At 67.9% G+C, this 23,108-nt stretch carries 23 protein-coding genes and 1 pseudogene; 19 read left to right on the top strand and 5 right to left on the bottom strand.

Annotated features, from left to right (window positions below; all coding sequences use genetic code 11):
* Positions 1-1,443, bottom strand: a complete 1,443-nt coding sequence (locus ASC79_RS13825) for an efflux transporter outer membrane subunit (protein ID WP_162244294.1) — start codon at positions 1,441-1,443, stop codon at positions 1-3.
* Positions 1,444-1,677: 234 nt separating this feature from the next.
* Here ASC79_RS13825 and ASC79_RS13830 point away from each other — a divergent pair, with 234 nt between their 5' ends.
* A complete protein-coding gene (locus ASC79_RS13830) occupies positions 1,678-3,327 on the top strand; it encodes a M28 family metallopeptidase (protein WP_056017338.1) in 1,650 nt (549 codons plus the stop codon).
* A gap of 16 nt (positions 3,328-3,343) precedes the next feature.
* Positions 3,344-4,147 (top strand): DUF72 domain-containing protein, encoded by an 804-nt coding sequence (locus tag ASC79_RS13835; RefSeq protein WP_056017341.1) that lies wholly within the window; start codon positions 3,344-3,346, stop codon positions 4,145-4,147.
* Between the two features lie 71 nt (positions 4,148-4,218).
* Here the strand turns inward: ASC79_RS13835 and ASC79_RS13840 are convergent, their stop codons facing one another.
* Positions 4,219-4,527, bottom strand: coding sequence for a hypothetical protein (locus ASC79_RS13840; protein ID WP_056017344.1), 309 nt, complete (start codon positions 4,525-4,527; stop codon positions 4,219-4,221).
* A gap of 238 nt (positions 4,528-4,765) precedes the next feature.
* On the opposite strand from ASC79_RS13840, the gene ASC79_RS13845 reads away from it, so the two are divergent.
* The 16 genes and pseudogenes from ASC79_RS13845 (at position 4,766) to ASC79_RS13920 (ending at position 19,390) form a co-directional block, all read left to right on the top strand.
* Positions 4,766-6,706 carry a methyl-accepting chemotaxis protein gene (locus tag ASC79_RS13845; RefSeq protein ID WP_056017348.1) on the top strand — a complete coding sequence of 647 codons (1,941 nt, stop codon included), beginning with the start codon at positions 4,766-4,768 and terminating at the stop codon, positions 6,704-6,706.
* A 135-nt stretch (positions 6,707-6,841) separates the two neighbouring features.
* A complete protein-coding gene (locus tag ASC79_RS13850) occupies positions 6,842-7,756 on the top strand; it encodes an SDR family oxidoreductase (protein ID WP_056017351.1) in 915 nt (304 codons plus the stop codon).
* Between the two features lie 54 nt (positions 7,757-7,810).
* Positions 7,811-8,128: a hypothetical protein gene (locus ASC79_RS13855; RefSeq protein WP_056017354.1), complete on the top strand. Its 318-nt coding sequence runs from the start codon at positions 7,811-7,813 to the stop codon at positions 8,126-8,128.
* 64 nt (positions 8,129-8,192) lie between these two features.
* Positions 8,193-8,816: a TetR/AcrR family transcriptional regulator gene (locus ASC79_RS13860; protein ID WP_056017357.1), complete on the top strand. Its 624-nt coding sequence runs from the start codon at positions 8,193-8,195 to the stop codon at positions 8,814-8,816.
* A 5-nt stretch (positions 8,817-8,821) separates the two neighbouring features.
* Positions 8,822-9,874, top strand: coding sequence for an alpha/beta hydrolase (locus ASC79_RS13865; RefSeq protein WP_056017360.1), 1,053 nt, complete (start codon positions 8,822-8,824; stop codon positions 9,872-9,874).
* Positions 9,855-10,833 (top strand): annotated as a pseudogene (locus ASC79_RS13870) (NADPH:quinone oxidoreductase family protein). The gene ASC79_RS13865 and the pseudogene ASC79_RS13870 overlap by 20 nt, the downstream one beginning before the upstream one ends.
* A gap of 16 nt (positions 10,834-10,849) precedes the next feature.
* Positions 10,850-11,599, top strand: a complete 750-nt coding sequence (map, locus tag ASC79_RS13875) for a type I methionyl aminopeptidase (RefSeq protein ID WP_056017363.1) — start codon at positions 10,850-10,852, stop codon at positions 11,597-11,599.
* A 76-nt stretch (positions 11,600-11,675) separates the two neighbouring features.
* Positions 11,676-11,810, top strand: a complete 135-nt coding sequence (gene rpmH / locus ASC79_RS13880; protein ID WP_056017364.1) for a 50S ribosomal protein L34 — start codon at positions 11,676-11,678, stop codon at positions 11,808-11,810.
* A gap of 34 nt (positions 11,811-11,844) precedes the next feature.
* Positions 11,845-12,243, top strand: coding sequence for a ribonuclease P protein component (gene rnpA, locus ASC79_RS13885; RefSeq protein WP_056017367.1), 399 nt, complete (start codon positions 11,845-11,847; stop codon positions 12,241-12,243).
* Between the two features lie 11 nt (positions 12,244-12,254).
* Positions 12,255-14,066, top strand: a complete 1,812-nt coding sequence (yidC, locus tag ASC79_RS13890; protein ID WP_056017370.1) for a membrane protein insertase YidC — start codon at positions 12,255-12,257, stop codon at positions 14,064-14,066.
* Positions 14,063-14,713: a ribosome biogenesis GTP-binding protein YihA/YsxC gene (gene yihA, locus ASC79_RS13895; protein WP_056017373.1), complete on the top strand. Its 651-nt coding sequence runs from the start codon at positions 14,063-14,065 to the stop codon at positions 14,711-14,713. The genes yidC and yihA overlap by 4 nt, the downstream gene beginning before the upstream one ends.
* Before the next feature lie 90 nt (positions 14,714-14,803).
* Entirely contained in the window at positions 14,804-15,946 is a 1,143-nt protein-coding gene (locus tag ASC79_RS13900; RefSeq protein ID WP_056017380.1) for an acyl-CoA dehydrogenase family protein, read from the top strand.
* A gap of 149 nt (positions 15,947-16,095) precedes the next feature.
* Positions 16,096-17,010 (top strand): acetylglutamate kinase, encoded by a 915-nt coding sequence (gene argB / locus ASC79_RS13905; RefSeq protein ID WP_056017383.1) that lies wholly within the window; start codon positions 16,096-16,098, stop codon positions 17,008-17,010.
* Positions 17,007-17,669: a pyrimidine 5'-nucleotidase gene (locus ASC79_RS13910; RefSeq protein WP_056017390.1), complete on the top strand. Its 663-nt coding sequence runs from the start codon at positions 17,007-17,009 to the stop codon at positions 17,667-17,669. The genes argB and ASC79_RS13910 overlap by 4 nt, the downstream gene beginning before the upstream one ends.
* A complete protein-coding gene (dapD, locus tag ASC79_RS13915) occupies positions 17,669-18,499 on the top strand; it encodes a 2,3,4,5-tetrahydropyridine-2,6-dicarboxylate N-succinyltransferase (protein WP_056017393.1) in 831 nt (276 codons plus the stop codon). The genes ASC79_RS13910 and dapD overlap by 1 nt, the downstream gene beginning before the upstream one ends.
* Before the next feature lie 399 nt (positions 18,500-18,898).
* A complete protein-coding gene (locus tag ASC79_RS13920; RefSeq protein WP_056017396.1) occupies positions 18,899-19,390 on the top strand; it encodes a hypothetical protein in 492 nt (163 codons plus the stop codon).
* Here ASC79_RS13920 and ASC79_RS13925 read toward each other — a convergent pair.
* Positions 19,387-19,842 carry a hypothetical protein gene (locus ASC79_RS13925; RefSeq protein WP_056017399.1) on the bottom strand — a complete coding sequence of 152 codons (456 nt, stop codon included), beginning with the start codon at positions 19,840-19,842 and terminating at the stop codon, positions 19,387-19,389. The genes ASC79_RS13920 and ASC79_RS13925 overlap by 4 nt on opposite strands.
* Before the next feature lie 363 nt (positions 19,843-20,205).
* Between ASC79_RS13925 and dapE the strand changes: the two genes are divergently transcribed.
* Complete coding sequence (gene dapE / locus ASC79_RS13930; RefSeq protein WP_056017402.1) at positions 20,206-21,357, top strand: succinyl-diaminopimelate desuccinylase; 1,152 nt, start codon at positions 20,206-20,208, stop codon at positions 21,355-21,357.
* A gap of 63 nt (positions 21,358-21,420) precedes the next feature.
* Here dapE and truA read toward each other — a convergent pair whose 3' ends face one another.
* Together truA and fmt are read right to left on the bottom strand one after the other, a co-directional pair.
* Positions 21,421-22,158 carry a tRNA pseudouridine(38-40) synthase TruA gene (truA, locus tag ASC79_RS13935; RefSeq protein ID WP_056017405.1) on the bottom strand — a complete coding sequence of 246 codons (738 nt, stop codon included), beginning with the start codon at positions 22,156-22,158 and terminating at the stop codon, positions 21,421-21,423.
* A complete protein-coding gene (gene fmt / locus ASC79_RS13940; protein WP_056017408.1) occupies positions 22,158-23,084 on the bottom strand; it encodes a methionyl-tRNA formyltransferase in 927 nt (308 codons plus the stop codon). Before fmt ends, truA begins: the two co-directional genes overlap by 1 nt.
* Positions 23,085-23,108: the final 24 nt, after the last annotated feature.

Genomic DNA, 23,108 nt, shown 5'->3' on the forward strand with positions numbered 1-23,108 from the left:
TCAGCGAGCCTCTTTATTGGTCGGGGCGGCCTCAAGCGGCCATCCGCCGCCGAGCGCCTTGTAGGATTGAACGGCGCGGCGCAGGCCCTGCACCTGGGCCGCGGTCGAAAGGGTGCGCAGGGTGCGCCAGGCCCGTTCGTTGTCGAGCGTCGTCTGAAGGTCGTTGAAGCCGGCCACGTAGCCCTTGCGAGAGGCCTCGTAGGCGCGCAGGGCGCGCTCTTCGCCGTTCTCCAGAAGGGCGATGCGGCGGCGATCCGCCTCCAGCTGAACCAGCGAATTCTCGGCCTCGCCATAGGCGGTCTGCACCGCCTTCTCGTAGGCGATGGCGGCCTGTTCGGCGCGGGCGTCCTGGGCGTTCATTTCGGTCAGCAGGCGCGGGATGTCGAGCACCGGGACCGTGACGTTGGCGCCGATGGTCCAGGACTGGATCGTCGCCGAGTAGCTGGGCTGGTCGTTCTGCTGCAGGCCGATGCCGGGCGCGAGCTTGAAGGTCGGGAAGAAGGCGAGCTTGGCGTAGTCGAGGCGGCCCAGGGCCGAGACAAGCATCGCCTCGGCGCGGCGCACGTCCGGGCGGCGGGCGAGCAGTTCGCCCGGCACGGCGGCCGGGACCTGCGGCACGACGCCGACCGACGCGTCGATCGGCAGGCTGGCGATCGGCTCGATCCCACGGCCGGTGAGGATGAGCAGATTGCGCTGCGCGGCCTGCAGGTCGGCCTCAAGAGCGGTCACCTGCGAGCGCGCCTGCGCCAGGTCGCCGGCGACGCGGTCGGCGTCGGCGGTCGAGGCGATGCCGCGTTCGGCGCGGATGTTCACGATGCGATAGAGTTCGGCCTGGATCCGCTCGGTCGCGCGCGTGTCCTCAAGCTGAATGGCGAGGCCGCGGGCGGCGAAATATCCGTCGGCGACGGCGGCTGCGAGGCTGGCGCGCGCCGCCTCGTAGTCCAGCCGGGCGGCGGCCATCTCGGCGTTGGCGGCGCGGCGGGCGGCGAAGATCCGGCCGAAGAGGTCGATCTCCCAACTGACGTCGAAGTTCGCGCTCTGGGTCTCGCTGTCGCCCGCGGTCGAGAAGCCCGGAACCGCAACCTCGGCGCCGTCGATGACCTTGCTGTCGGTCTGTGTGACGGAGCCGCGCGGATTGCCCTGCGGCAGGAAGCTGGTCAGCGCGCCGGAGCGGGTGGCGCGGGCTTCGCGCAGCTTGGCCGCGGCGCTGCGCGCGTCGGGGCTGGCGGCCAGCGCCTGCTCGATCAGGGCGGTGAGTTGCGGATCGTTGAAGCCGGTCCACCAGGTTTCCAGCGACGGCGCACTGGCGACTTCCGGCGAGACCGGCGCCTCATAGACGGCCGGCACGCGCGTATCGGCGTCACGGGTCGAGGCGCAGGCGGACAGCAGCATCAGGCAGGCCATGCCGGCCACCGGTCCGACAGCAGGGGAGACTAGGCGCATCGCTCTCTTCATTACTTTCGGTTCGCGACACCACCCACCGCGCCGGGCGGCAGGCGCGGCGCAGACCTTGATACCGGTGTTCCGTTCTTAGCGATGCTCATGCTTCAGGTCGATTGCAGAGACGAGACAATCGGTATTGGTCGCGCGGGTGTCGCATCCTGGTCGCATGGCGCTGGCGTAAGCTCCCGCCCCGAACTAGGGTTCGGCGCAATTCCATCCCCGTTTGAGTGAACTATGAAACAGTTTCTCCTCGCTGGCGCCGCCATTTGGGCCGTTTTCGCCGCTCCGGCGCTGGCCGCCGATCTCGAACCGGCCAAGATCGCCGAGCACGTGAAGGTCCTGTCGTCCGACGCGTTCGAGGGCCGCGGCCCGGCCACGGAAGGCGAGAAGAAGACCGTCGCCTACATCTCCGAGCAGTTCAAAGCCGCTGGATTGAAGCCCGGCGGCGACCTGGTGAACGGCCAGCGCAGTTGGACCCAGGACGTGCCGCTGGCTCGCTTCGAGATCAAGGGCCCCGTCGCGGTCGGCGTGACCACCGGCGGCAAGGCCCAGGCCTGGACCCAGGGCGACGATGTCGCGCTGCGCGCGGCGCAGACCGGGGCGACCCGGGTCAGCATCAAGGACGCGCCGGTCGTGTTTGTCGGCTATGGCGTCACCGCGCCCGAACGCAACTGGGACGATTTCAAGGACGTCGACCTGAAGGGCAAAGTCGCGCTGGTGCTGGTCAACGATCCCGATTTCGAGACCGGGAACGGCGATTTCGGCGGCAAGGCGATGACCTATTATGGCCGCTGGACCTACAAGTACGAGGAGGCCGCGCGCCGCGGCGCCGTCGGCTTCCTGGTGGTCCACGAGACCGCGCCGGCCTCGTACGGCTGGGCGACGGTGAAGAACTCCAACACCGCGCCGCTGTTCGACATCATCCGCGACAAGCCGAGCGAGGCGCACGCGCTGCTGGAAGGCTGGATCCAGCGCGACCGCACGGTCGAGCTGTTCAAGGCCTCGGGCCTCGACTTCGAGGCGCTGAAGAAGCAGGCCCAGACCCGCGACTTCAAGCCAGTGGAACTGAAGGGCGCGACCTTCTCGACCGACTATGAAGTCGACGTCCAGAAGATCGTCTCGAAGAACGTGGTCGGGCTGATCCCCGGCGCCAAGCGTCCCGACGAGACCATCATCTATTCCGGGCACTGGGACCATCTGGGCGTCGGTCTGCCGGACGCCAAGGGCGATGCGATCTACAACGGCGCCGTCGACAACGCCGACGGCATCGCCACGATGATCGAGATCGGCCGCGCCTTCGCCAAGGGCCCGCAGCCGGACCGCTCGGTGGTGTTCCTGGCGGTGACCGCCGAGGAGAAGGGCCTGCTGGGCTCGGAATACTACGCGGCCAACCCGCTCTATCCGCTGGGCAAGACGGTGGCGAACATCAACATGGACGCCCTGTCGCCGGCCGGCCCGGCCAAGGACTTCACCTCCTCAGGGGACGCCGCGTCGACGCTGCAGGACGCGCTGATCGCCGTGGGCAAGGCTCAAGGCCGCTACTACACGCCGGACTCGCGTCCGGAAGCGGGCCTGTTCTTCCGCTCGGACCACTTCCCCTTCGCCAAGCGCGGCGTGCCGGCGATCTCGTTCGGCTCGGGCTCCGACCTGGTGCAGGGCGGCAAGGAGGCTGGCGCGGCCTGGTCGAAGGCCTACACCGCCGACCGCTATCACCAGCCGGCCGACCATTTCGACGACAGCTGGAACCTTGAAGGCATCGCCCAGGACGGCCAACTGATGCTCGAGCTGGGCCGCCAGCTGGCCGACTCCACGACCTGGCCGGAGTGGAAGGCGGGCTCGGAATTCAAGCAGACCCGGGACGCCACGGCGTCCGAACGGAAGTAGCAAGGCGAGGAACGAGATGGCGCAGGCAGGTCAGATCCGGGCCGGCATCGGGGGCTGGACCTTCGAGCCCTGGCGCGGCGTGTTCTATCCGCAGGGACTGAAGCAGGCGGACGAGCTGTCCTACGCCAGTCGCCATCTCACCACGCTGGAGATCAACTCGACCTACTACTCAAGCCAGAAGCCCGAGACCTTCGCCAAGTGGGCGGCCGCCACGCCGGACGGCTTCGTCTTTGCGGTGAAGGCCTCGCGGTTCTGCACCAACCGCCGGGTGCTGGCCGAGTCAGCCGACTCGATCGGCAAGTTCCTGAACCAGGGGATCGTCGAACTGGGCGACCGGCTCGGCCCGATCCTCTGGCAGTTCATGCCCACCAAGAAGTTCGACGCCGACGACTTCGCAGGGTTTCTCGACCTGCTGCCGAAGACGCAAGGCGGCCTGAAGCTGCGCCATTGCGTGGAAGTCCGGCACGCCAGCTTCGTGGATCGCGCCTTCGTGAAGATGTGCCGCGACCGGAACGTGGCGATCTGCATCTCGGAACACGAGAACTATCCGCTGATCTCCGACATCACTGCGGACTTCGTCTATTCGCGCCTGCTGATGGGCTCGGACGACATCGAGACCGGCTACCCGCCCGAGGACATCGACGCCTGGGCGCAGCGTTTCGGCGAGTATTCGAAGGGCCGCGTCCCCGGAGACTTGAAACCCATCGACCGGACCGGCCCCGCCGAAGGCCCGCACGAGACCTTCGTGTTCTTTATTCACGAGGGGAAGGTCCGCGCCCCCGCGGCCGCGCAGGAACTGCTGAAGCGGGTGAACACGTAGCCCCAAATGCAAAACGCCCCCGGCCATGGCCGGGGGCGCGATCTGCAAGAATGCGAATTCTTGTTTGCGGCTTACGCGCCGCCGGGGAAGCGCATCGGAACCTTCACGGTCCCGGTCTTCGCACCCATCGGCAGAGCGTCGGCGACGCAGAGGGCGGCCTTATCGAAGCCCTTGCCGGCCTTGCTGTCTTCCAGGACCTTGCAGCCCGACAGCTTACCAGCCGCGGCGTTGCACTCGAGCATCACCACAGCCGCATCGCGGGTGTTGGCGTGCTTGGTCAGGCACTTCGACATGCTTTCTTGGAAATCAGCCGCAGCCGACGCGCCGGCAAACGCCAGGCAGAGGGCGACACCGCCGCCGATTTTGATGAGATTCTTCATGGCCCCACTCCTTTCTAGATAACGGACGCATCCCTGGTATGGGGCATTCAGGTTAAAAGAATCTGATGGCCGAGAATTAGATGTGGTTAACGCGCAGTAAATGCCGAAATCACAATTCTCGTGTCTTTATATATATTGCGCACGTGAAGTCAGGGAAATGCGGATTTCCAGTGACGATTGGTTAGCAACCTCCCGTCATTGTGAAGGTAAGGATACTACCTAGTCGGGGGAAACTTAGGTGAAGCGTTTTCGGCTCGTCGACCTGCCGCTCATCGCGAAGATCGGCTTCGCTCCTGCTTTCGCACTGGTGATGCTGGCCCTGACGGCCGGCGGCGCCGTCGTCATCCAGCGAGGCCAGGCCAACGACCTGAAGCAGGTCGTGCATACTGACCTTCCCAACAGTCTGCGCCTGCAGAAGGTGTCCGAACGGATCACCGCCGTGCACGGCCAGCTCTACTTCCTGCTGACCCACCAGGCCGCTTCGATCGAAACTGACAAGATCGAGGGCGAAAGCCAGAAGATGCTGGCCGAGGTGGATGCGATCACCAAGGAAGTGCAGGCCCTCGAAGCGACGGCGCCCGCCTCGCAGAAGAAAGCCTTCCAGGACCTGGTCAAGGCGCTCAAGGGCACCCGCGACGCGCTGGACGTGATCGCCGCCATGATCAGCGTCGACTTCGGGACCGCCGCCGGGTTCGCTGCTCCGTTCGAGCAGGAATATACGAACATGGCGAGCATGCTGAACAAGATCGTCGCCGCCAACAACACCCTGACCGACGCCAACGCCAAGGCCAGCGAGCAGCGCGCGCAGACCGCCCAGATGGTTCAGATGGTGGCCGCGATCGCGACCCTGCTGATCGCCGGCGCCCTGGCCTGGGCGCTGACCATGATGCTGCGCCGCGACGTCAAGCAGATCGCCGGCGCCACCGAGGCCCTGGCCCGCGGCGACAATGCGATCGACCTGGACAAGCTCGGCCGCAAGGACGAACTCGGGGCCATCGTCTCGTCGCTGACCATCTTCCGCGACAACCAGCTGCATCTTGAGAAGCTGCGCGTCGAGCACGACCAGACCGAGGCTGCGGCCGAAGTGACCCGTCGCCAGAACGCCGACGCCGCCGCCGCGATCGCCGAAGAGCAGGCGATGGTCGTGAACTCTCTGGCCCGCGGGCTCGACAGCCTGGCGGCCGGCGACCTGACCTATCGCCTGGACACCGAATTCCCCGGCGACTACCGCAAGCTGCGCGACGACTTCAACGCCGCCTCCGCCAAGCTGGAAGAAGCCATGGCCGCCATCGCCGGCGCCACCGCCTCGATCCAGTCCGGCGCTGGCGAGATCAGCACCTCGGCCGACGACCTGTCGCGCCGCACCGAGCATCAGGCCGCGACCCTGGAAGAAACCGCCGCGGCGCTGGACGAGATCACCGCCACCGTCAACAAGACCTCGGAAGGCGCAAGCCACGGCCGTGAAGCCGTCGCCGCCGCCAAGTCCGACGCCGAAGAAGGCGGCCTGGTCGTGGGCCGCGCCATCGAGGCGATGGGCCAGATCGAAAGCTCGGCCAAGCAGATCAGCCAGATCATCGGCGTGATCGACGAGATCGCCTTCCAGACCAACCTGTTGGCCCTGAACGCCGGCGTCGAAGCCGCCCGCGCCGGGGAAGCCGGCCGCGGATTCGCGGTCGTCGCCTCCGAAGTGCGGGCCCTGGCCCAGCGCTCGGCCGAAGCGGCCAAGGAGATCAAGACCCTGATCTCGGCGTCCAGCCAGCAAGTCGCCTCCGGCGTGAGCCTAGTCGGCGAGACGGGCAAGGCGCTGGAACGCATCGTCCGGCAGGTGGCCGAAATCTCCAACGTCGTCGGCGAGATCGCCGCCTCGGCCAAGGAAGAAGCCCTCGGCCTCGGCCAGGTGAACACCGCGGTCAACCAGATGGACCAGGTCACCCAGCAGAACGCCGCCATGGTCGAGGAGTCGACCGCCGCCAGCCGCGTGCTGGCCGACGAAGCCCACGAACTGGCCCGTCTGGTCGCGCGCTTCCGGGTCACCGGCGGCGGCGTGCAGACCGCCACCCGCACCGTCGGCTCCGCGCCGCCGCGTCAGCACCAGCCGGCGCAGCGCCTGGCCACCCGGGGCGCCACCGCCCTGGCGCCGAGCGCCCACGTCGAGCAGGACAGCTGGGAAGAGTTCTAAAAATACAAGACGTCCAGGAACGAAGGGGGTCGCCGCAAGGCGGCCCCTTTTTCGTTGCGCCAGCTCTGAACGGCGCGCCTTGACCGACGCGGCGTCAGCCGACGCCGACTTCCTGCACCGACAGGAGGACACGCGATGGCTCAATTCTCGGCCGACGACCTGATGTTCAAGCCCGGCCTGATGACCGGCGAGCGCATCCTGATCACCGGAGGCGGCACGGGCCTGGGCAAGGTGATGGCCGAGGCGCTGCTGATGCTGGGGGCGGAGGTCTATATCTGCGGCCGGCGGGGCGGGGTGGTCGAGGCGACCGCCAAGGAGTTGATGGACGCCCACGGCGGCAAGTGCGTCGGCCTGGCCTGCGACATCCGCGTGCCCGAGGCGATCTCGGAGATGCTCGACACCATCTGGGCGGACGGCGCGCTGACCGGCCTGGTCAATAATGCGGCCGGCAATTTCATCAGCCGCACCCAGGACCTGTCGCCGCGCGGCTTCGACGCCATCGCCAACATCGTTTTCCGCGGCTCGTTCTTCGTGACCCTGGATTGCGGCAAGCGCTGGATCGCCGAAGGGCGGCGCGCCTCGGTGATTTCGATCCTGACCACCTGGATCTGGAACGGCGGCCCGTTCACCGTGCCCTCGGCGATGTCCAAGGCGGGGCTCGCCACCATGAGCCAATCGCTGGCGGTCGAGTGGGGCCAGCACGGCATCCGGTTCAACAACATCGCGCCGGGCCCCTTCCCTACGGAGGGCATGAGCGCCCGCCTCAATCCAAGCCAGGAGGAAGGCGCCGGCGGCGCCTATTCCGACATGAGCGGCCATCCGATGGGCCGGGTCGGCGACATGCGTGAGCTGGCCAATCTGGCCGTCTACCTGCTGCATCCGCTGTCGGCCTATGTGAACGGCCAGACCATCGCCATCGACGGCGCGGCCTGGCAGGCCTCCGGCGGCAACTTCTCGCGCCTGACCGGATGGGGGGAGAGCGAGTGGGCGGCGGCCAAGGAGGCGATCCAGGCCACCAACGCCAAGGACCGCGCTGCGCGGACGGTCTGAGGGGCGCTTTTATGGTTAACCGGACCTTAAGGCGCGTCGCCTCAAGGCTGGGGCATGCGCGCCGCCCTGCTCCTGCTGATCCTGGCCTTGTCCGCATGGCCCGCAAGCGCCCAGCAGAGCGCCCTGCGCGGGCCGGTGACGCCCGGGCCGGCGAAAGAGGCGGCCGCGCCGCTGCCTGCCCTCCTGGCCCCGCTGGCGCCGCCGAGCGCGGCCGACGCCGAGCGTTGCCGGCTGAACTGCGCAAGCGGCTACTATGTCTGCCTCTCGACCGAGGCGGCCGAGGATTGCGCCCCGAACTGGATGCAATGCCGCAGCGGCTGCGACGCCGCAGCGCGCCGCCGGAGCGCTACGACGGGTTCGGAGCGTTCCTGAGCTTGGCTTCCGGGCCGCCCTGGTCGTAATATGACGGGCGTCACCTTTCCGAGTCAGGCCTGAGATGTCCGAAGTCGCCTATCTTCCCACCGGCAAGCGCGAATTGACCAAGGTCGCCAACCGGCAGGCCATCCTCGACGCCGCCCGCAAGGTGTTCGGCGAGCTGGGCTATGAGACGGCGACCGTGCGAGACATCATCCGCGGCACCGGCCTGGCTGCCGGCACCTTCTACAACTACTTCAAGTCCAAGGATGAGGTTTACCTCGCCCTGGCCAGCGAGGGCGCGCGCCAGTTCGCGCCGCTGCTGAAGGCTCAGCGCGCACAGTCGGCCGGCTGGGAGGAGTTCCTCAACGCCGCCATCGAGGCCTACTTCCTGTTCCTGGCCGATGCGCACAAGAGCTGGCTCAGCCAGCGCCCGCCCGGCGAGACCCAGCCGCACGTCCATGGCGAGACGCCCGAAATGGCGGCCGTGTTCAACGAGGTCCGCGAGGCCATCGTCGAGGAGATGGCGAACGGGGGCGCGCCGATCACCGACCCCGACTATCTGGCCGCCGCCTGCATCGCCATCGCCCGCGACGTCGGCGAGAAAATGCTGGCCCGCCGTCCGATCGACACCAAGGGCGCCACGCAGTTTGCGGTGGCGATGATCCAGGGCGGATTGAACGGCCTGCGACAGGCGGAGGACTGAGCAGGGTGGCGAGCATCCAGCGCACCCTTGCCCGCACCCTCCTCTCGCTGCCCTCGCCGATCCTGCGCCTGATGTCCGGCGGCGCCGCCGTCTATCGCGGCGGCCGGACCCTGGACCCGCGCTTTCAGTTCATGGCCGCCCAGGCCGCGCGCCTGCCCCCGATGACCACGCAGTCGCCGGAGGAGGCCCGGCGCGCGACCTCCGAGGGCGCAAAGGTCTATGGCGGGGGCCCCGAGCCGGGCGTGAGCGCCGAGCCGCTGGCCATTCCCGCCGGCGACCGGAACCTCCCCACCAGGCTCTACAGACCCGAGGGCCAGGACCCGGCCGCGCCGGCCATCGTCTTCGCGCATTTCGGCGGCGGAGTGATCGGCGACCTCGAGACCAGCCATGCGTTCTGCGGGATCCTGGCCAAGGTGAGCCGCGCCCCGGTGATCTCGGTCGACTACCGCCTGGCGCCCGAACACCGCTTCCCCGCCGGGCTCGACGACGTTCTGGCGGCCTATCGGCATGTCCGCGACAACGCCGCGCGGTTCGGCGCGCCGGAGGGCCGCGCGATCATCGGGGGCGACTCGATGGGCGGCAATTTCGCCGCCGTGATCTGCCAGGAGCTGCGCCGCGCGGGCGAGCCGCAGCCAGACCTGCAGCTGCTCATCTATCCGTGCGTGGACGTCGCCAGCCAGACCGCCTCGATGACCACCTATGCCGAGGCGTTCCCTTTGTCGCGGGCGATGATGGACTGGTTCATGGGCCACTACATGGGCCCAGAGGCCGACCCCGCCGATCCGAGGCTGTCGCCGATCCGGGAGCCGGACCTCGCCGGCCTGGCGCCCGCCGTCGTCGTCACCGCGGGCTTCGATCCGCTGGTCGACCAGGGCGAGGCCTACGCCAAGCGCCTGCGCGCCGCGGGCGTGCCGGTGATCTATCGTTGCTATGACGCCATGGCGCACGGGTTCACCGCCTTCACCGGCGTGGTCCCGTGCGCCGACGTGGCGTGCCGAGAAATTGCGGGCCTGGTCCGCGAAGGCCTGGAGGGACGTATTGCGCGCGTTGCTGGTTGAAGACCTCGCCCCCGACTACGGCGGCTGCGTCCTGAAGGAGATCGAGACGCCCGCCCCCGGCCCCGGCGAGGTGCAGGTCAGGGTGCGCGCCGCGGCGGTCAACTTCCCCGACCTGCTGCAGACCCGCGGCGAGTATCAGCACAAGCCGCCCCTGCCGTTCATCCCGGGCATGGAGATCGCCGGGGAGGTCAGCGCCCTGGGCGAGGGCGTCGACCAGTTCCAGATCGGCGAGGCGGTGGTCGGCGGGGCGCGGATCGGCGGCTTTTCCGAATACGCCGTGACCCCGGCCGCGGGCCTGCGGCGCAAGCCCGAAGGCCTGTCGTTCAGCCAGGCGGCAGGCTACGCCACGGCCTATCTGACGGCCTATGTCTCGCTGGTGCGCCGCGCGGCGGTGGAGCCGGGCGAGTGGGTGCTGGTGCACGGCGCGGCCGGCGGGGTCGGCCTGGCGGCCGTCGACCTGGCCAAGCATCTGGGCTGCAGGGTGATCGCCGCCTCGGCCTCGGACGACAAGCTGGCCATCGTGCAGCGTGAATATCAGCCCGACGCCGTCGTGAACGTCAGCGGCGGCTTCCGCGAAAAGGTCAAGGAGATCACCGGCGGGCGCGGCGCGAACGTCATCTACGATCCCGTGGGCGGCGACGTGTTCGACGAGAGCACCCGCTGCATCGCCTTTGACGGCCGGCTGCTGGTGGTCGGCTTCGCCTCGGGCCGGCTGCCGGTGCTGCCGGTGAACCTCGCCCTGATCAAGGGCTTCTCGGTGATGGGCGTCCGGGCGGGCGAATACGGCCGCCAGTTCCCCGAGAAGGGCCGCGAGAACCAGGCCGCGATCTGGGGACCTGGCCGCCAGCATGAAGCCGCGCGTCGACCAGGGGTATGCGCTGAGCGACTGGCGGGCCGCCTTCGACTCGCTCGCCAACCGCAAGGTCGTGGGCAAGACCATCGTCAGGCCGGACCTCTGACCTATATAGTCGGGTCATGACCGTCGAACACGAACACGAACTCGAGGGCCTCAAGGCCGCCGGCCGTCTGGTCGCGCGCACGCTGGAGGCCATGGGCAAGGCGCTGGAGCCGGGGATCACCACCCGCGAGCTGGATCAGCTGGGCCGCCAGATGCTGGAGCTGGAAGGCGCCCGCTCGGCGCCGGAGCTGACCTACAACTTCCCGGGCGCGACCTGCATCTCGGTGGCCCCCGACTGCGCCCACGGCATTCCGGACGACCGCCGCATCGAGGCCGGGACCCTGGTCAATATCGACGTGTCGGCCGAGCTGAACGGCTTCTACGGAGACACCGGGGCGAGCTTCGCGGTGCCGCCGGTCAAGCCGAACATCGAGCGGCTGTGCCGCGACGGCCGCCGGGCCATGTGGGCGGGCATCCGCGCCGTGCGGCCGGGCGCCAAGCTCAACGAGGTGGGCAAGGCCATCCAGGGCTTCGCCGACAAGAACGGCTACTCACTGGTCACCAACCTCGCCAGCCACGGGGTCGGACGCTCCCTGCACGACGAACCGGCCGAGATTCCGACCTGGTGGGAGCCGGGAGACCGCCGCCGGATTCACGAGGGTCTGGTGTTCACCATCGAGCCGTTCCTGTCGCTCGGGGCGGACTGGGTCGAGGAGGGCGACGACGGCTGGACGCTGACCCCGCCAGGCCACGAGCCGACCGTTCAGTACGAACATACGCTGATCGCGACCCGCCGCGGACCGGTGATCCTCACTCTTGCGGCCTGAGAACGCAGGAGAAGGTTGACTCCTCTCCTCGCCTCCCTTAGGAACCGCCGCTCAATTTTATACCGGAGTTGATCTCGTGAAGCGGACTTTCCAACCGTCCCGACTGGTGCGTGCACGCCGTCACGGTTTCCGCGCGCGCATGGCGACGAAGAACGGCGCCAAGATCGTGGCTCGCCGTCGCGCCAAGGGCCGCAAGCGCCTGACCGCCTAAGACGCATCAGCGTCTGGGCTCCTGAGGTGTCGGCATGACCGACGCCCCTAAGGTCATCGAGCGCATCCAGAAGCGTTCGGACTTTCTCGCCGCCGCGCGGGCGTCTTCGCACGCCAAGGGCGCGGTGGTGATGCAGGCCCGTGATCGGGCCGACGATTCCCCTGTCATTCGTGTCGGCTTCACGGCGACCCGCAAGATCGGCGGCGCCGTCGTGCGCAATCGCGCCAAGCGTCGAATGCGGGCGGCCGCCCAGGCGGTTTTGCCGCAACTGGCTCAGCCTGGATTTGACTATGTTTTGATCGCTCGCAACGGCGCGCCCACCCGCGCGTGGCCGCGTTTGCTTGACGATGTGAAAACCGCGCTGATAAGCCTCGCGGCCGAAAGCGACAGCCCGTCCCGCGCATCGCAGCGCGCCCCCACTCCCTCCGCCTGAGCGCGCCCCCAATGCAAGAGAACAATAACCGCAACACGATCATCTTCGTGGTCAGCGCGGTTCTGATCCTGATCGCCTACCAGTTCCTCGTGCTGGATCCGGCGGCGAAGAAACGGAACGCCGAGATGGCGCGCCAGAAGGCTGCGTCCGCCGAGGTGCAGGCCGCGCCAGGCGGCCCGGCCGCGCCGACTGCGCCAGGCGCCCAGCCCGGTCCCGTCGTGGTCTCGCGCCAGGACGCCGCCGCCGCCAGCGCGCGCGCGCCGATTTCGACGCCGGCCCTGTCGGGCTCGGTGTCGCTGCGCGGCGCACGGATCGACGACCTGTTCCTCAAGAACTACCGCGTCGCGGTGGCCAAGGACTCGCCGCCGGTCGAGCTGCTGCGTCCCGAGGGCGCCAAGTACGCCTTCTTCGCCGAGTTCGGCTGGACCGGAGCGAACCTGCCCGGCCTGCCCAACGCCGAGACCGTCTGGCAGGTGGTCGAAGGCTCGGTGCTCGCGCCCGGCCAGCCCCTGGTGCTGCGGACCGCGAACGGCCAAGGGCTGACCTTCACGCGCAAGATCGAAGTCGACGACAAGTTCATGTTCACGGTGTCCGACACCGTGGCCAACACCGGCGCCGGCTCGGTCACCCTGGCGCCCTACGCCTCGGTGCAGCGCCAGGGCATTCCGTCCGACCTCGGCCGCAACCAGATCGTCCATGAAGGCGCGATCGGCTGGCTGGGCGACGAACTGCGCCAGGTGAAATACGCCAAGTGGCTGAAGGAGGGCGGCATGTCGGTGTCGTCCGTCGGCGGCTGGACCGGCATCACCGACAAGTACTGGCTGACCGCCCTGATCCCCGATCAGAAGGAACCGATCCAGAGCCAGTACCGCGTCACGCGCTCGGTCGCCGCGGACATCTTTGAGGCCAACTATGTCGGCCGCCCGCACATCATCCCGGCCGGCAAGCAGGTCACCGAGGTCACCCGCCTGTTCGCCGGCGCCAAGACCGTGCCGCTGCTGAAGGAATACGAGACCAAGCTGGGCGTGCCGCACCTGGACATGGCGGTCGACTGGGGGAACTTCTGGTTCATCACCCGGCCGATGTTCATGTTCCTGGACTTCATCTTCCAGAAGGTCGGCAACTTCGGCATCGCCATCCTGCTGCTGACCGTGGCCGTGAAGCTGATCTTCTTCCCGCTCGCCAACAAGAGCTACGAGTCGCTCACCAAGATGAAGAAGGTGCAGCCGCAGGTCGAAGCGCTGCGCGCGAAATACAAGGAAGACCCGGCCAAGCAGCAGCAGGAGCTGATGGCCCTGTACCAGAAGGAAAAGATCAACCCGCTGACGGGCTGTCTTCCGATGCTGGTCCAGATCCCGGTCTTCTATGGCCTGTACAAGGTGCTGACGGTCACCATCGAAATGCGGCACGCGCCGTTCTTCGGCTGGATCCAAGATCTGTCGGCCAAGGATCCGCTGACCATCTGGAACCTCTTCGGCCTGATCCCCTACAATCCCGCCAACGTGCCGGTGATCGGTTCGATCCTGAATTCGGACCTGCTGCACCTGGGCCCGATGGCCCTGCTGTACGGCTTCACCATGTACCTCTCGACGGCCATGAACCCGCCGCAGCCGGACCCGATCCAGCAGAAGATCTTCCAGTTCATGCCGATCATGTTCACGTTCATCATGGCCCCGTTCGCGGTCGGCCTGCTGATCTACTGGACCTGGTCGAACGTGCTGACGATCCTGCAGCAGTACGTGATCATGCGCCGCTTCAAGGTGGACAACCCGATCGACCAGATCATCGCCAAGGTGACCGGCAAGCCCAGGGAAGTCGGGTGAGCCAGGACCCGCTCTTCACCGAGGACGAACTGGAAGCCGCGCGGGTTCTGTTCGCGCGGCAGGCCAGCTTCCTCATGGGGGCGGTCTCGGTCGACGGCCTGCCCCCCGGCGACCTCCCCGAGGTCGCCTTCGCCGGCCGGTCCAACGTCGGCAAGTCGTCGCTGATCAACGGGCTGGTCGGTCACAAGGGCCTGGCCCGCGCCTCCAACGAGCCCGGCCGCACGCGCGAGGTGAACTTCTTCGTGCTGGACGAGCGGCTGCGGCTGGTCGACCTGCCCGGCTATGGCTGGGCCAAGGCCTCCAAGGTCACGGTGAAGAAGTTCCAGAACCTCGGCCGCGACTTCCTGCGCGGACGGGCGAACCTCAAGCGCGCCTACCTGCTGATCGACGCCCGCCACGGCCTGAAGGCGGTCGACGAGGAGCCCATGGCCGCCTTCGATAAGGCCGCGGTCTCCTACCAGATCATCCTGACCAAGGCCGACAAGCTGAAGCCTGCCGAGGTCGAGGCCGTGCGCCTGCGCACCGAGGCGGCGATCATCAAGCGCCCGGCCGCCTTCCCGCGCGTGCTGGCCACCTCGTCGGAGAAGGGCTTGGGCCTACCGGAACTGCGCGCCGAGATCATGTCGGCCTGCGAGCTCACGCTCTAGCGCACGGCGCCGCACTGACGCGGGGTCAGTCTTTGCGCGCCGCAGCGTCCATGGAAGAACGGCGGGGAAGGCAACCTCGGAACCGCCACCATGCTCTCCACCGCCAGCCGCACGGCCTATGACGCCGACCTCGACCTGTTCCGCGACCAGGTGCGCAAGTTCTTCGACAAGGAGCTCTATCCGCACCTCGACCGCTGGGAAGAGGAGGGCATCGTCGATCGCGGGTTCTGGAAGGCATATGGCGAGGCGGGCCTGCTGTGCCCGCAGGTCCCGGCCGAATACGGCGGCCTGGGCCTCGACTATCGCTTCAACGCCGTCATCGGCGAGGAGTTGTCCTATGCCGGCTCATCGGCAGGGGTGACCCTGCAGTCCGACATCACCGTCGACTACATCATCAACTACGGCTCAGAAGAGCAGAAGAAGCGGCTGCTGCCGGGCATGGTCTCCGGCGAGATCATCACCGCCATCGCCATGACCGAGCCCGGCACCGGCTCGGACCTGCAGGGCGTCAAGACCACCGCCCGGCGGGACGGCAACCACTACGTCATCAACGGCAGCAAGACCTACATCACCAACGGCCAGAACGCCGACGTGGTGATCGTCGTCGCCAAGACCGATCCGACGCTGGGCGCGAAAGGCATCTCGCTGATCCTGGTCGAACGCGACCGCGAAGGCTTCGAGCGCGGCCGCAACCTCGACAAGGTCGGCCAGAACTCGGCCGACACCTCCGAGCTGTTCTTCAACGACGTGCGCGTGCCGATCACCAACTGCCTGGGCGAGGAAGGCCGCGGCTTCGCCTATCTGATGGGCCAGCTGTCGCAGGAGCGGCTGCAGATCGCCGTCGCCGCCCAGGCCGGCGCGCAACGGGCCTTCGACGAGGCCGTGAAGTTCACCAAGGACCGCAAGGCCTTCGGCCAGGCGATCTTCGACTTCCAGAACACCCGCTTCACCCTGGCCGCCCTGAAGGCCAAGCTGCAGGCCGGCTGGGCCCACCTGGACTGGGCGATCACGCGCCACGTGGCCGGAAAGCTGGACGCCGCCGAGGCTTCCGCCGCCAAGCTGTTCCACACCGAACTGCAGTGGGAGGCGTGCGACACGGCGCTGCAGCTGCATGGCGGCGCGGGCTACATGAACGAGTATCCGATCGCCCGACTGTGGCGCGATGCGCGGGTCCAGCGGATCTATGGCGGCACCTCAGAGATCATGAAGGAAGTCGTCGCGCGGTCGATCTGAGAGCGCCCTGGCCCGGCGTATGACCCCGTCATCGTCTCCAGGCGGTGACAGGGGCATTTAGGTCCGCTATCGGAGCCCCCAACAGCGCGCGAAGTATCGCGCCTGGCATTGTGTGGTGGAGCCTCGAAGGCTCCTGGAGGGTTCCGACCTTGACCGACGACGCCGAAGAACAGGGCTGGGCCACCGCCAAGACCCTCGCCGAGGCCCTGCCCTACATCCAGATCTACGACCGCGAGGTCGTGACGATCAAATATGGCGGCCACGCCATGGGCGAGGAAAGCGTCGCCAAGCTATTCGCAGCCGACGCGGTTCTGCTGAAGATGCTGGGCGTCCACCCGGTCGTGGTGCACGGCGGCGGTCCGCAGATTTCGCGCATGCTCGACAAGGCCGGCGTGAAGTCGACGTTCGTCGATGGCCTGCGGGTGACCGACGAAGCGACCATGGAAGTCGCCGAGATGGTGCTGTCGGGCGCCATCAACAAAGAGATCGCCAACTGGATCACCCTGGCCGGGGCCGAGGCCGACGTTCGCGGCGTGGGCCTTTCGGGCAAGGACGCCCGGCTGATCACGGTCGAGAAGGCGCACCGCACCAAGAAGGACCCCGACAGCCAGATCGAGCAGGTCGTGGACCTGGGCTTTGTGGGCGAGCCGACCCGGATCGACCCCAAGCTGATCGAGGCGCTGATCTACGCCGAGGAAGACTACATCCCGGTGGTCGCGCCGATCGGCGTGTCCAAGCAGGGCGAGACCTACAACATCAACGCCGACACCGTGGCCGGCGCCCTGGCCGGAGCCCTGAACGCCAAGCGCATGCTGCTGCTGACCGACGTCCGCGGCGTGCTGGACAAGAACGGCGATCTGATCCGCCAGATGACGCTGGCCGAAGCGCGCGAGGCCATCACCTCGGGCGTGGCCACCGGCGGCATGATCCCCAAGCTGGAAACCGCGATCGCCGCGGTCGAGTCCGGCGTCGAGGCGGTGGTCATCCTGGACGGCCGGCGGCCGCACGCGATGCTGACCGAGCTCTTCACGGAACACGGCTCGGGCACGCTCATCCGCGCATGACCGCGGACCTGTCGCATATCGACACCTGGCTGTTCGACCTGGACAACACCCTCTACCCGGAGGAGTCCGGGTTCATGCAGGGCGTCGAGGGCCGGATGACCGACTTCGTGGCCAAGGTCACGGGGCTGGAGCATGACGCCGCCTATAACCTCCAGAAGCACTACCTGGCCGAACACGGCCTGACGCTGAAGGGGCTGATGCTGCATCACGGCGTCGATCCGGCGGACTTCCATGCCCTGTTCCACGATCTGTCGCTGGACCTGCTGGCCCGCGATCCCGAACTGGTCGCAGCGATCGCCCGGCTGCCGGGCCGGCGCCTGATCTTCACCAACGCCGACGACACCCATGCCGAACGGGTGCTGGCGCACCTGAACCTGCGTGACCTGTTCGACGACGTGTTCCACATCCATTCGTTCGGGTTCGCGCCCAAGCCCGATCCGCTGGGCTTCCAGCGGATGATCGACGCTCACGGCCTGACGCCCGCCACGACCGCATTCTTCGAGGACTCCGAGCGCAACCTGCACCCGGCCGCCGACATTGGCATGACCACCGTGCTGGTCGGCTCGCGCGCGCTCGCCTCGACCGCTGATTTTGTCCACCACCGCACCGAGAAGCTGACGCCGTTCCTGAGTACGGCGCGTCTGAAGGAAACCGCCTGATGTCCGACGACCTGAAGTCCGTGATCGAAGCCGCCTGGGAAGCCCGCGACGGCGTCAACACCAGCACCAAGGGGCAGGTCCGCGAGGCGGTCGAAGAGACCCTGACGCGCCTGGACAACGGCACGCTGCGCGTCGCCTCGCGCGGCGACGACGGCGTGTGGAGCACGCACCAGTGGGCCAAGCAGGCGATCCTGCTGTCCTTCCGTCTGAACGCCAACCAACTGATCGACGAGGGCGCGCCGCACCCCTACTGGGACAAGATCCCGCTGAAGTTCACCGGCTGGGACGCCGCCAAGTTCGAGGCCGCCGGCTTCCGCGCGGTGCCCGGCTGCGTCGTCCGCCGCGGCGCCTACATCGCCAAGGGCGTGATCATGACGCCGTCGTTCGTGAACATCGGCGCCTATGTCGACGAAGGCACGATGGTCGACACCTGGGCGACGGTCGGCTCGTGCGCCCAGATCGGCAAGAACGTCCACCTGTCGGGCGGCGCGGGCATCGGCGGCGTGCTGGAGCCGCTGCAGGCCAACCCGACAATCATCGAGGACAACTGCTTCATCGGCGCGCGTTCGGAAGTGGCCGAAGGCGTGATCGTGCGCGAAGGCAGCGTGCTGTCGATGGGCACCTTCATCACCTCGACCACCCGCATCGTCGACCGCAAGACCGGCGAAGTGTTCATGGGCGAGGTCCCGCCCTACTCGGTGATCATGCCGGGCTCGATGCCCAGCCCGTTCGGCGAGGGCCTGCCCTCGATCAACTGCGCGGTCATCGTCAAGACCGTGGACGAGCGCACCCGCTCCAAGACCTCGATCAACGAACTGCTGCGCGACTAGGCGCCGGCTCCGGCGGCGCGGCGCGCCGCCGGACCACTCCCACTGATTCTCGATGATTCGCGGGGATGCGAGGCATTCGGCCCCGTAAGCGCCTCCGTGCGCCCGCTTGCGCGGCCTAGCCGGCGCGAGCATGCGGCGGCGCGCCGCACTGCGCCCTCGTCATCCACAGGAAAAGCCCCCAGATCGGGGCTTAGCAACCGATTAACTATAGCATTCGCTTCTCGCGATACTTCCGGGTCCTTAGTTTATCGCGTGACGCGAACGTAGCCGCGGCGAGCATTGATAGTATCCTTAACGTAGCAACGCGGCATGTTCGGAGCCCGTTGTTATTCAAGGACATTAGCATTCGCCACGACGATTGAAGCGGATGCCGTTAACTTTAACGCAGGGCCCGAACCGATGATCCCAGCGACTTCCCTCGCAGCTCTCATCGCCGAGCCGCCGAGCCAGGACTTCCCGCCTGCAGAGGCCTCTTCCTGGACCGAACCGGCCGCCGGCTATCTCGAACAGGACGCGATGCGGTTCTTCTACCGCTGGGGCGGCCACCTCTCGGCGACGCTGATCCGGGTGCGCTCGCGCTTCGACGGCGACCTAGACCAGTACCTGCTCTACCTGGTGTTCCTGCTGGCCGAGATTTCCGAGAGCCTGCCCCGCGGCCCCCGACCGCCCCAGACCTTCCGCCGCCGTAGGGGGCTCAACGCGCTCAGCCTGGCCGACATCACCCAGATCCCGCGCGAGACCACCCGCCGCAAGCTGCTGGCCCTGGTCGAGCGCGGCTATCTGGTGCGCGAGGACGATGGGCTGTTCACGCTGGGCGAGGCCTACGACGTCGATCAGTTCTTCACCGACCTCAAGCCGCTGTTCTGGGACGCCGTGCGCACCGAGCGCTAGTCGATATTGTCGAGCTTCCGCCAGAGACGGCGGATCGCCAGGGCGCGGACCGCCGCGTCCTCGGAGTCCAGCGGCGACATGCCCAACTTCAGCAGGCAGTCGTTCAGCGCCAGGGGCTCGCGCCGCGAGAGCGCGACGCCCTTGCGCCGGGCCACCGCCTGGAACCGCCGCCAGACGCATTCCGAGCCGGCCGCACCGTCCACCGCGCCAGCCGGCAGAAGCCCAGTCTGCAGCACGCGGTGGAAGGCGACCAGCGTCGCGCCCCGGCAGATCCGCGCCGCCAGCACCGCGAAGGCCGCCTCGTCCATGGGTTCAACGGCGAGATCCTCGCTGGCCGATCCGCCGAACAGGTTGGCCGGACTGGATGAGCGCACGAAGGCGCTGAGCGCGACATTCCCACGGTCATCGACGAAGGCGTACTGCATCACGTGCTGACGAGCGTCCGCGGCCACCGAACGAACTGCGAAGTAGACATGCTCGCTGGCTGAGACCTGATGCGATGTCGCCGGCGGGAATATATGCTCGGGTAACTGCGTTCCACGAATAACGCCGCCGCGCTCCAGAATATCAAGGATATCCTCGATCTTTTCTGAAGATGTTCTGGGTTTCTTCTTCTTGAAGAAATTGAACATGACGCAACACCCCACACGCGGTGCAGGCATAGTTCTTGAATGCGTGTGTCAGGTCGATCCACTTGCTTCCCAAATCGGGATGGTAAACGCCGATTAAGCATGCCCAATCTGGGCGCCCGGCCTTGACTGAGGATCGACTCAAGCCCCATTGCCCCTGAGCGCCTACGCAGCTACCAGCGAGCCATGCCGCAGCTCGATCCCGTCGCCCTCACCCAGGAACTCATCCGCCGCCCGTCGGTGACCCCCGCCGACGAGGGCGCCATGGACGTGGTCCAGCGCACGCTGGAAAGCCTCAGCTTCAGCTGCCGGCGCATGAAGTTCGGCGATATCGAGAACCTCTACGCCCGCTACGGCGCCGCGCGCCCGAACCTCTGTTTCGCCGGGCATACCGACGTCGTGCCGGTGGGCGACAGCGCCGCCTGGAGCCGCGAGGCCTTCGCCGCCGAAATCGTCGACGGCATGCTGATCGGCCGCGGCGCGGTCGACATGAAGAGCGCGGTCGCCGCCTTCGCCGCGGCCGCAGCCAAGGCGATCGCCGCCGGCCAGGTGAAGGGCTCGTTGTCCTTCCTGATCACCGGCGACGAAGAAGGCGTCGCCACCCACGGCACCAAGATGGTCGTCGAGGCCCTGAAGGCTGAGGGCGAGATCATCGATCACTGCGTGGTGGGCGAGCCCTCCAGCGCCGAGACCTTCGGCGACATGATCAAGATCGGCCGCCGCGGCTCGATCAACACCTGGATCACGGTCGACGGCCGCCAGGGCCACGTCGCCTATCCGCACCGCGCAGCCAATCCGATCCCGGTGCTGATCGACCTGCTGGCGCGGCTGCAGAACCACGTGCTGGACGAGGGCTATACGGGCTTCCAGCCCTCGAACCTCGAGGTCACCACGGTCGATGTCGGCAACGCCGCGACCAACGTGATCCCGGCCCAGGCGAAGGCGCGCCTGAACATCCGCTTCAATCCCGCCCACAAGGGCGCCGAGCTCGCCGCATGGATCGAGGCCGAGGCCGCCAAGTCGCGCGAGGGCTTCGGCGGGACGATCACCGTCGAGCCGGTCATCAGCGGAGAGGCCTTCCTGACCGCGCCGGGCGCCTTCACCGACGTCGTCGCCGGGGCGGTGCAGGACGTCGCGGGCGCTGCGCCGGAACTGTCGACTACCGGCGGCACCTCGGACGCGCGCTTCATCCGCGACCTCTGCCCCGTCGTCGAGCTGGGCCTAGTCGGCAAGACCATGCATGCGGTCGACGAACGGGCGCCGGTGCAGGAAATCCACGACCTGCAGAAGGTCTATGAGCGGCTGATCGAGCGCTATTTCGCGGCGTTCGCGGCTTAGGCCGTCCTCGCTACGCTCGCCCACCCTCTCCCGCGAGCGGGAGAGGGGCGCATAGCGGGGCGGCTAGTACTTCACGCCAGTGAGATAGAGGCCGTCCGCCGGCGCGACAGGGCCGCAGGCGGTTCGGTCGCGGGCCTCCAGCGCGGCGGCCACCTGCCCATGCGCCCAGCGGCCGACGCCGACCTCGGCCAGGGTTCCGGTCATCGAGCGAACCTGGCGATGCAGGAAGGACCGCGAGGCGAACTCCAGCAGCACGTACTCGCCCTCGCGCCACGCCCGCGCCACGTCCAGCGTCTTCATCGGCGACTTCGCCTGGCACTGCATGTGGCGGAAGGTGGTGAAGTCGTGGTGGCCGATCAGTTGCGCCGCCGCCGCGTTCATCGCCTCGGCGTCAAGCGGCTTCTTGACGTGCCAGACCCGGCCGCGGTCGAGGGCCGGCGGGCTCTTGCGGTTGAGAATTCGGTAGATGTAGCGCCGCTCGGTCGCCGAGAACCGCGCGTGCCAGTCGCCCTCCGCCACCGTCACGTCGATCACCGCGACCGGTTCGGGGACGAGATAGGCGTTCATCGCGTCGCGCACGACCTCGGGCCGCCATTCTTTCGCGAGGTCGATGTGGATCACCTGGCCGGTGGCGTGGACGCCGGTGTCGGTGCGTCCGGCGGCCTGGAGGCGCAGGGTCTCGCCGCTGAACGACTTCACCGCGCGCTCGATCGCGCCCTGCACCGAGGGCAGGTTGTCCTGGGCCTGGAAGCCTTTATAGGGCCGGCCGTCGTACTCGATGGTGAGCTTGTAGCGCGGCATCAGCCGAGCCGGGTTCCAGCGGCGACCGGCGCGCCGCGCAGGAAGGTCTCCGCGTCCTGCGGACCCTTGCCCTCGCGCTGAATGCGCAACAGCCTGACCGCACCCTCGCCGCAGGCGACCAGCAGGGCGTCGTCGAGCACCTGGCCGGGCGCGCCCGCGCCATCTTCCAGACGCGAAAGCAGCGCCTTCACCCGCACGGGGCCCTTGTCGGTCGGCAGCTCGAACCAGGCGCCTGGGAACGGCGACAGGCCGCGGATCTTGCGGTCGACCTCTGCGGCCGGCTTGTCCCAGCGGATGCGGGCTTCCTTGGGGCGGATCTTCTTGGCGTAGGTTTCGCCCTCCGCGGCCTGGGGCGTAGCCTTCGCCTCGCCGCGCTCGACGGCGGCCATGGTCCGGGCCAGGAGCGCGGCGCCGACGACCGCGAGCCGGTCGTGCAGGGTCGAGGCCGTCTCCAGCGCATCGATCCGCACGGTCTCGGAGGCGAGCACCGGCCCTTCATCCAGACCCTCGGTCATCTGCATGACCTCCACGCCGGTGACCAGGTCGCCGGCCATGATCGCCCGCTGGATGGGCGCGGCGCCGCGCCAGCGCGGGAGCAGCGAGGCGTGCAGGTTGAAGCAGCCGAGCCGCGGCGCATCGAGCACCGCCGCCGGCAGGATCTGGCCGAACGCCACCACCACGCCGGCGTCGAGATTCAAGGCGGCGAAGGCCTCGATCTCCGCCGGATCGCGCATGGAGGCGGGCGTGCGCACCGGAATGCCCTGCTCTTCAGCATAGGCGTGGACCGGCGACGGCTTGAGGGTCTGGCCGCGGCCTCGCGGAGCCGGCGGCTGGGAATAGACGCACGCGACCTCGTGCCCCGCCTCGACCAGGGCGGCGAGGGCGGCGACGGCGAAGTCGGGCGTTCCGAGAAAAGCGATGCGCATCAGAGGTGCATGTAACGATGGCGG

Origin of the sequence: Phenylobacterium sp. Root1290 (genome assembly GCF_001425305.1) — a bacterium.
In the GTDB taxonomy this organism is placed as follows: domain Bacteria; phylum Pseudomonadota; class Alphaproteobacteria; order Caulobacterales; family Caulobacteraceae; genus Phenylobacterium.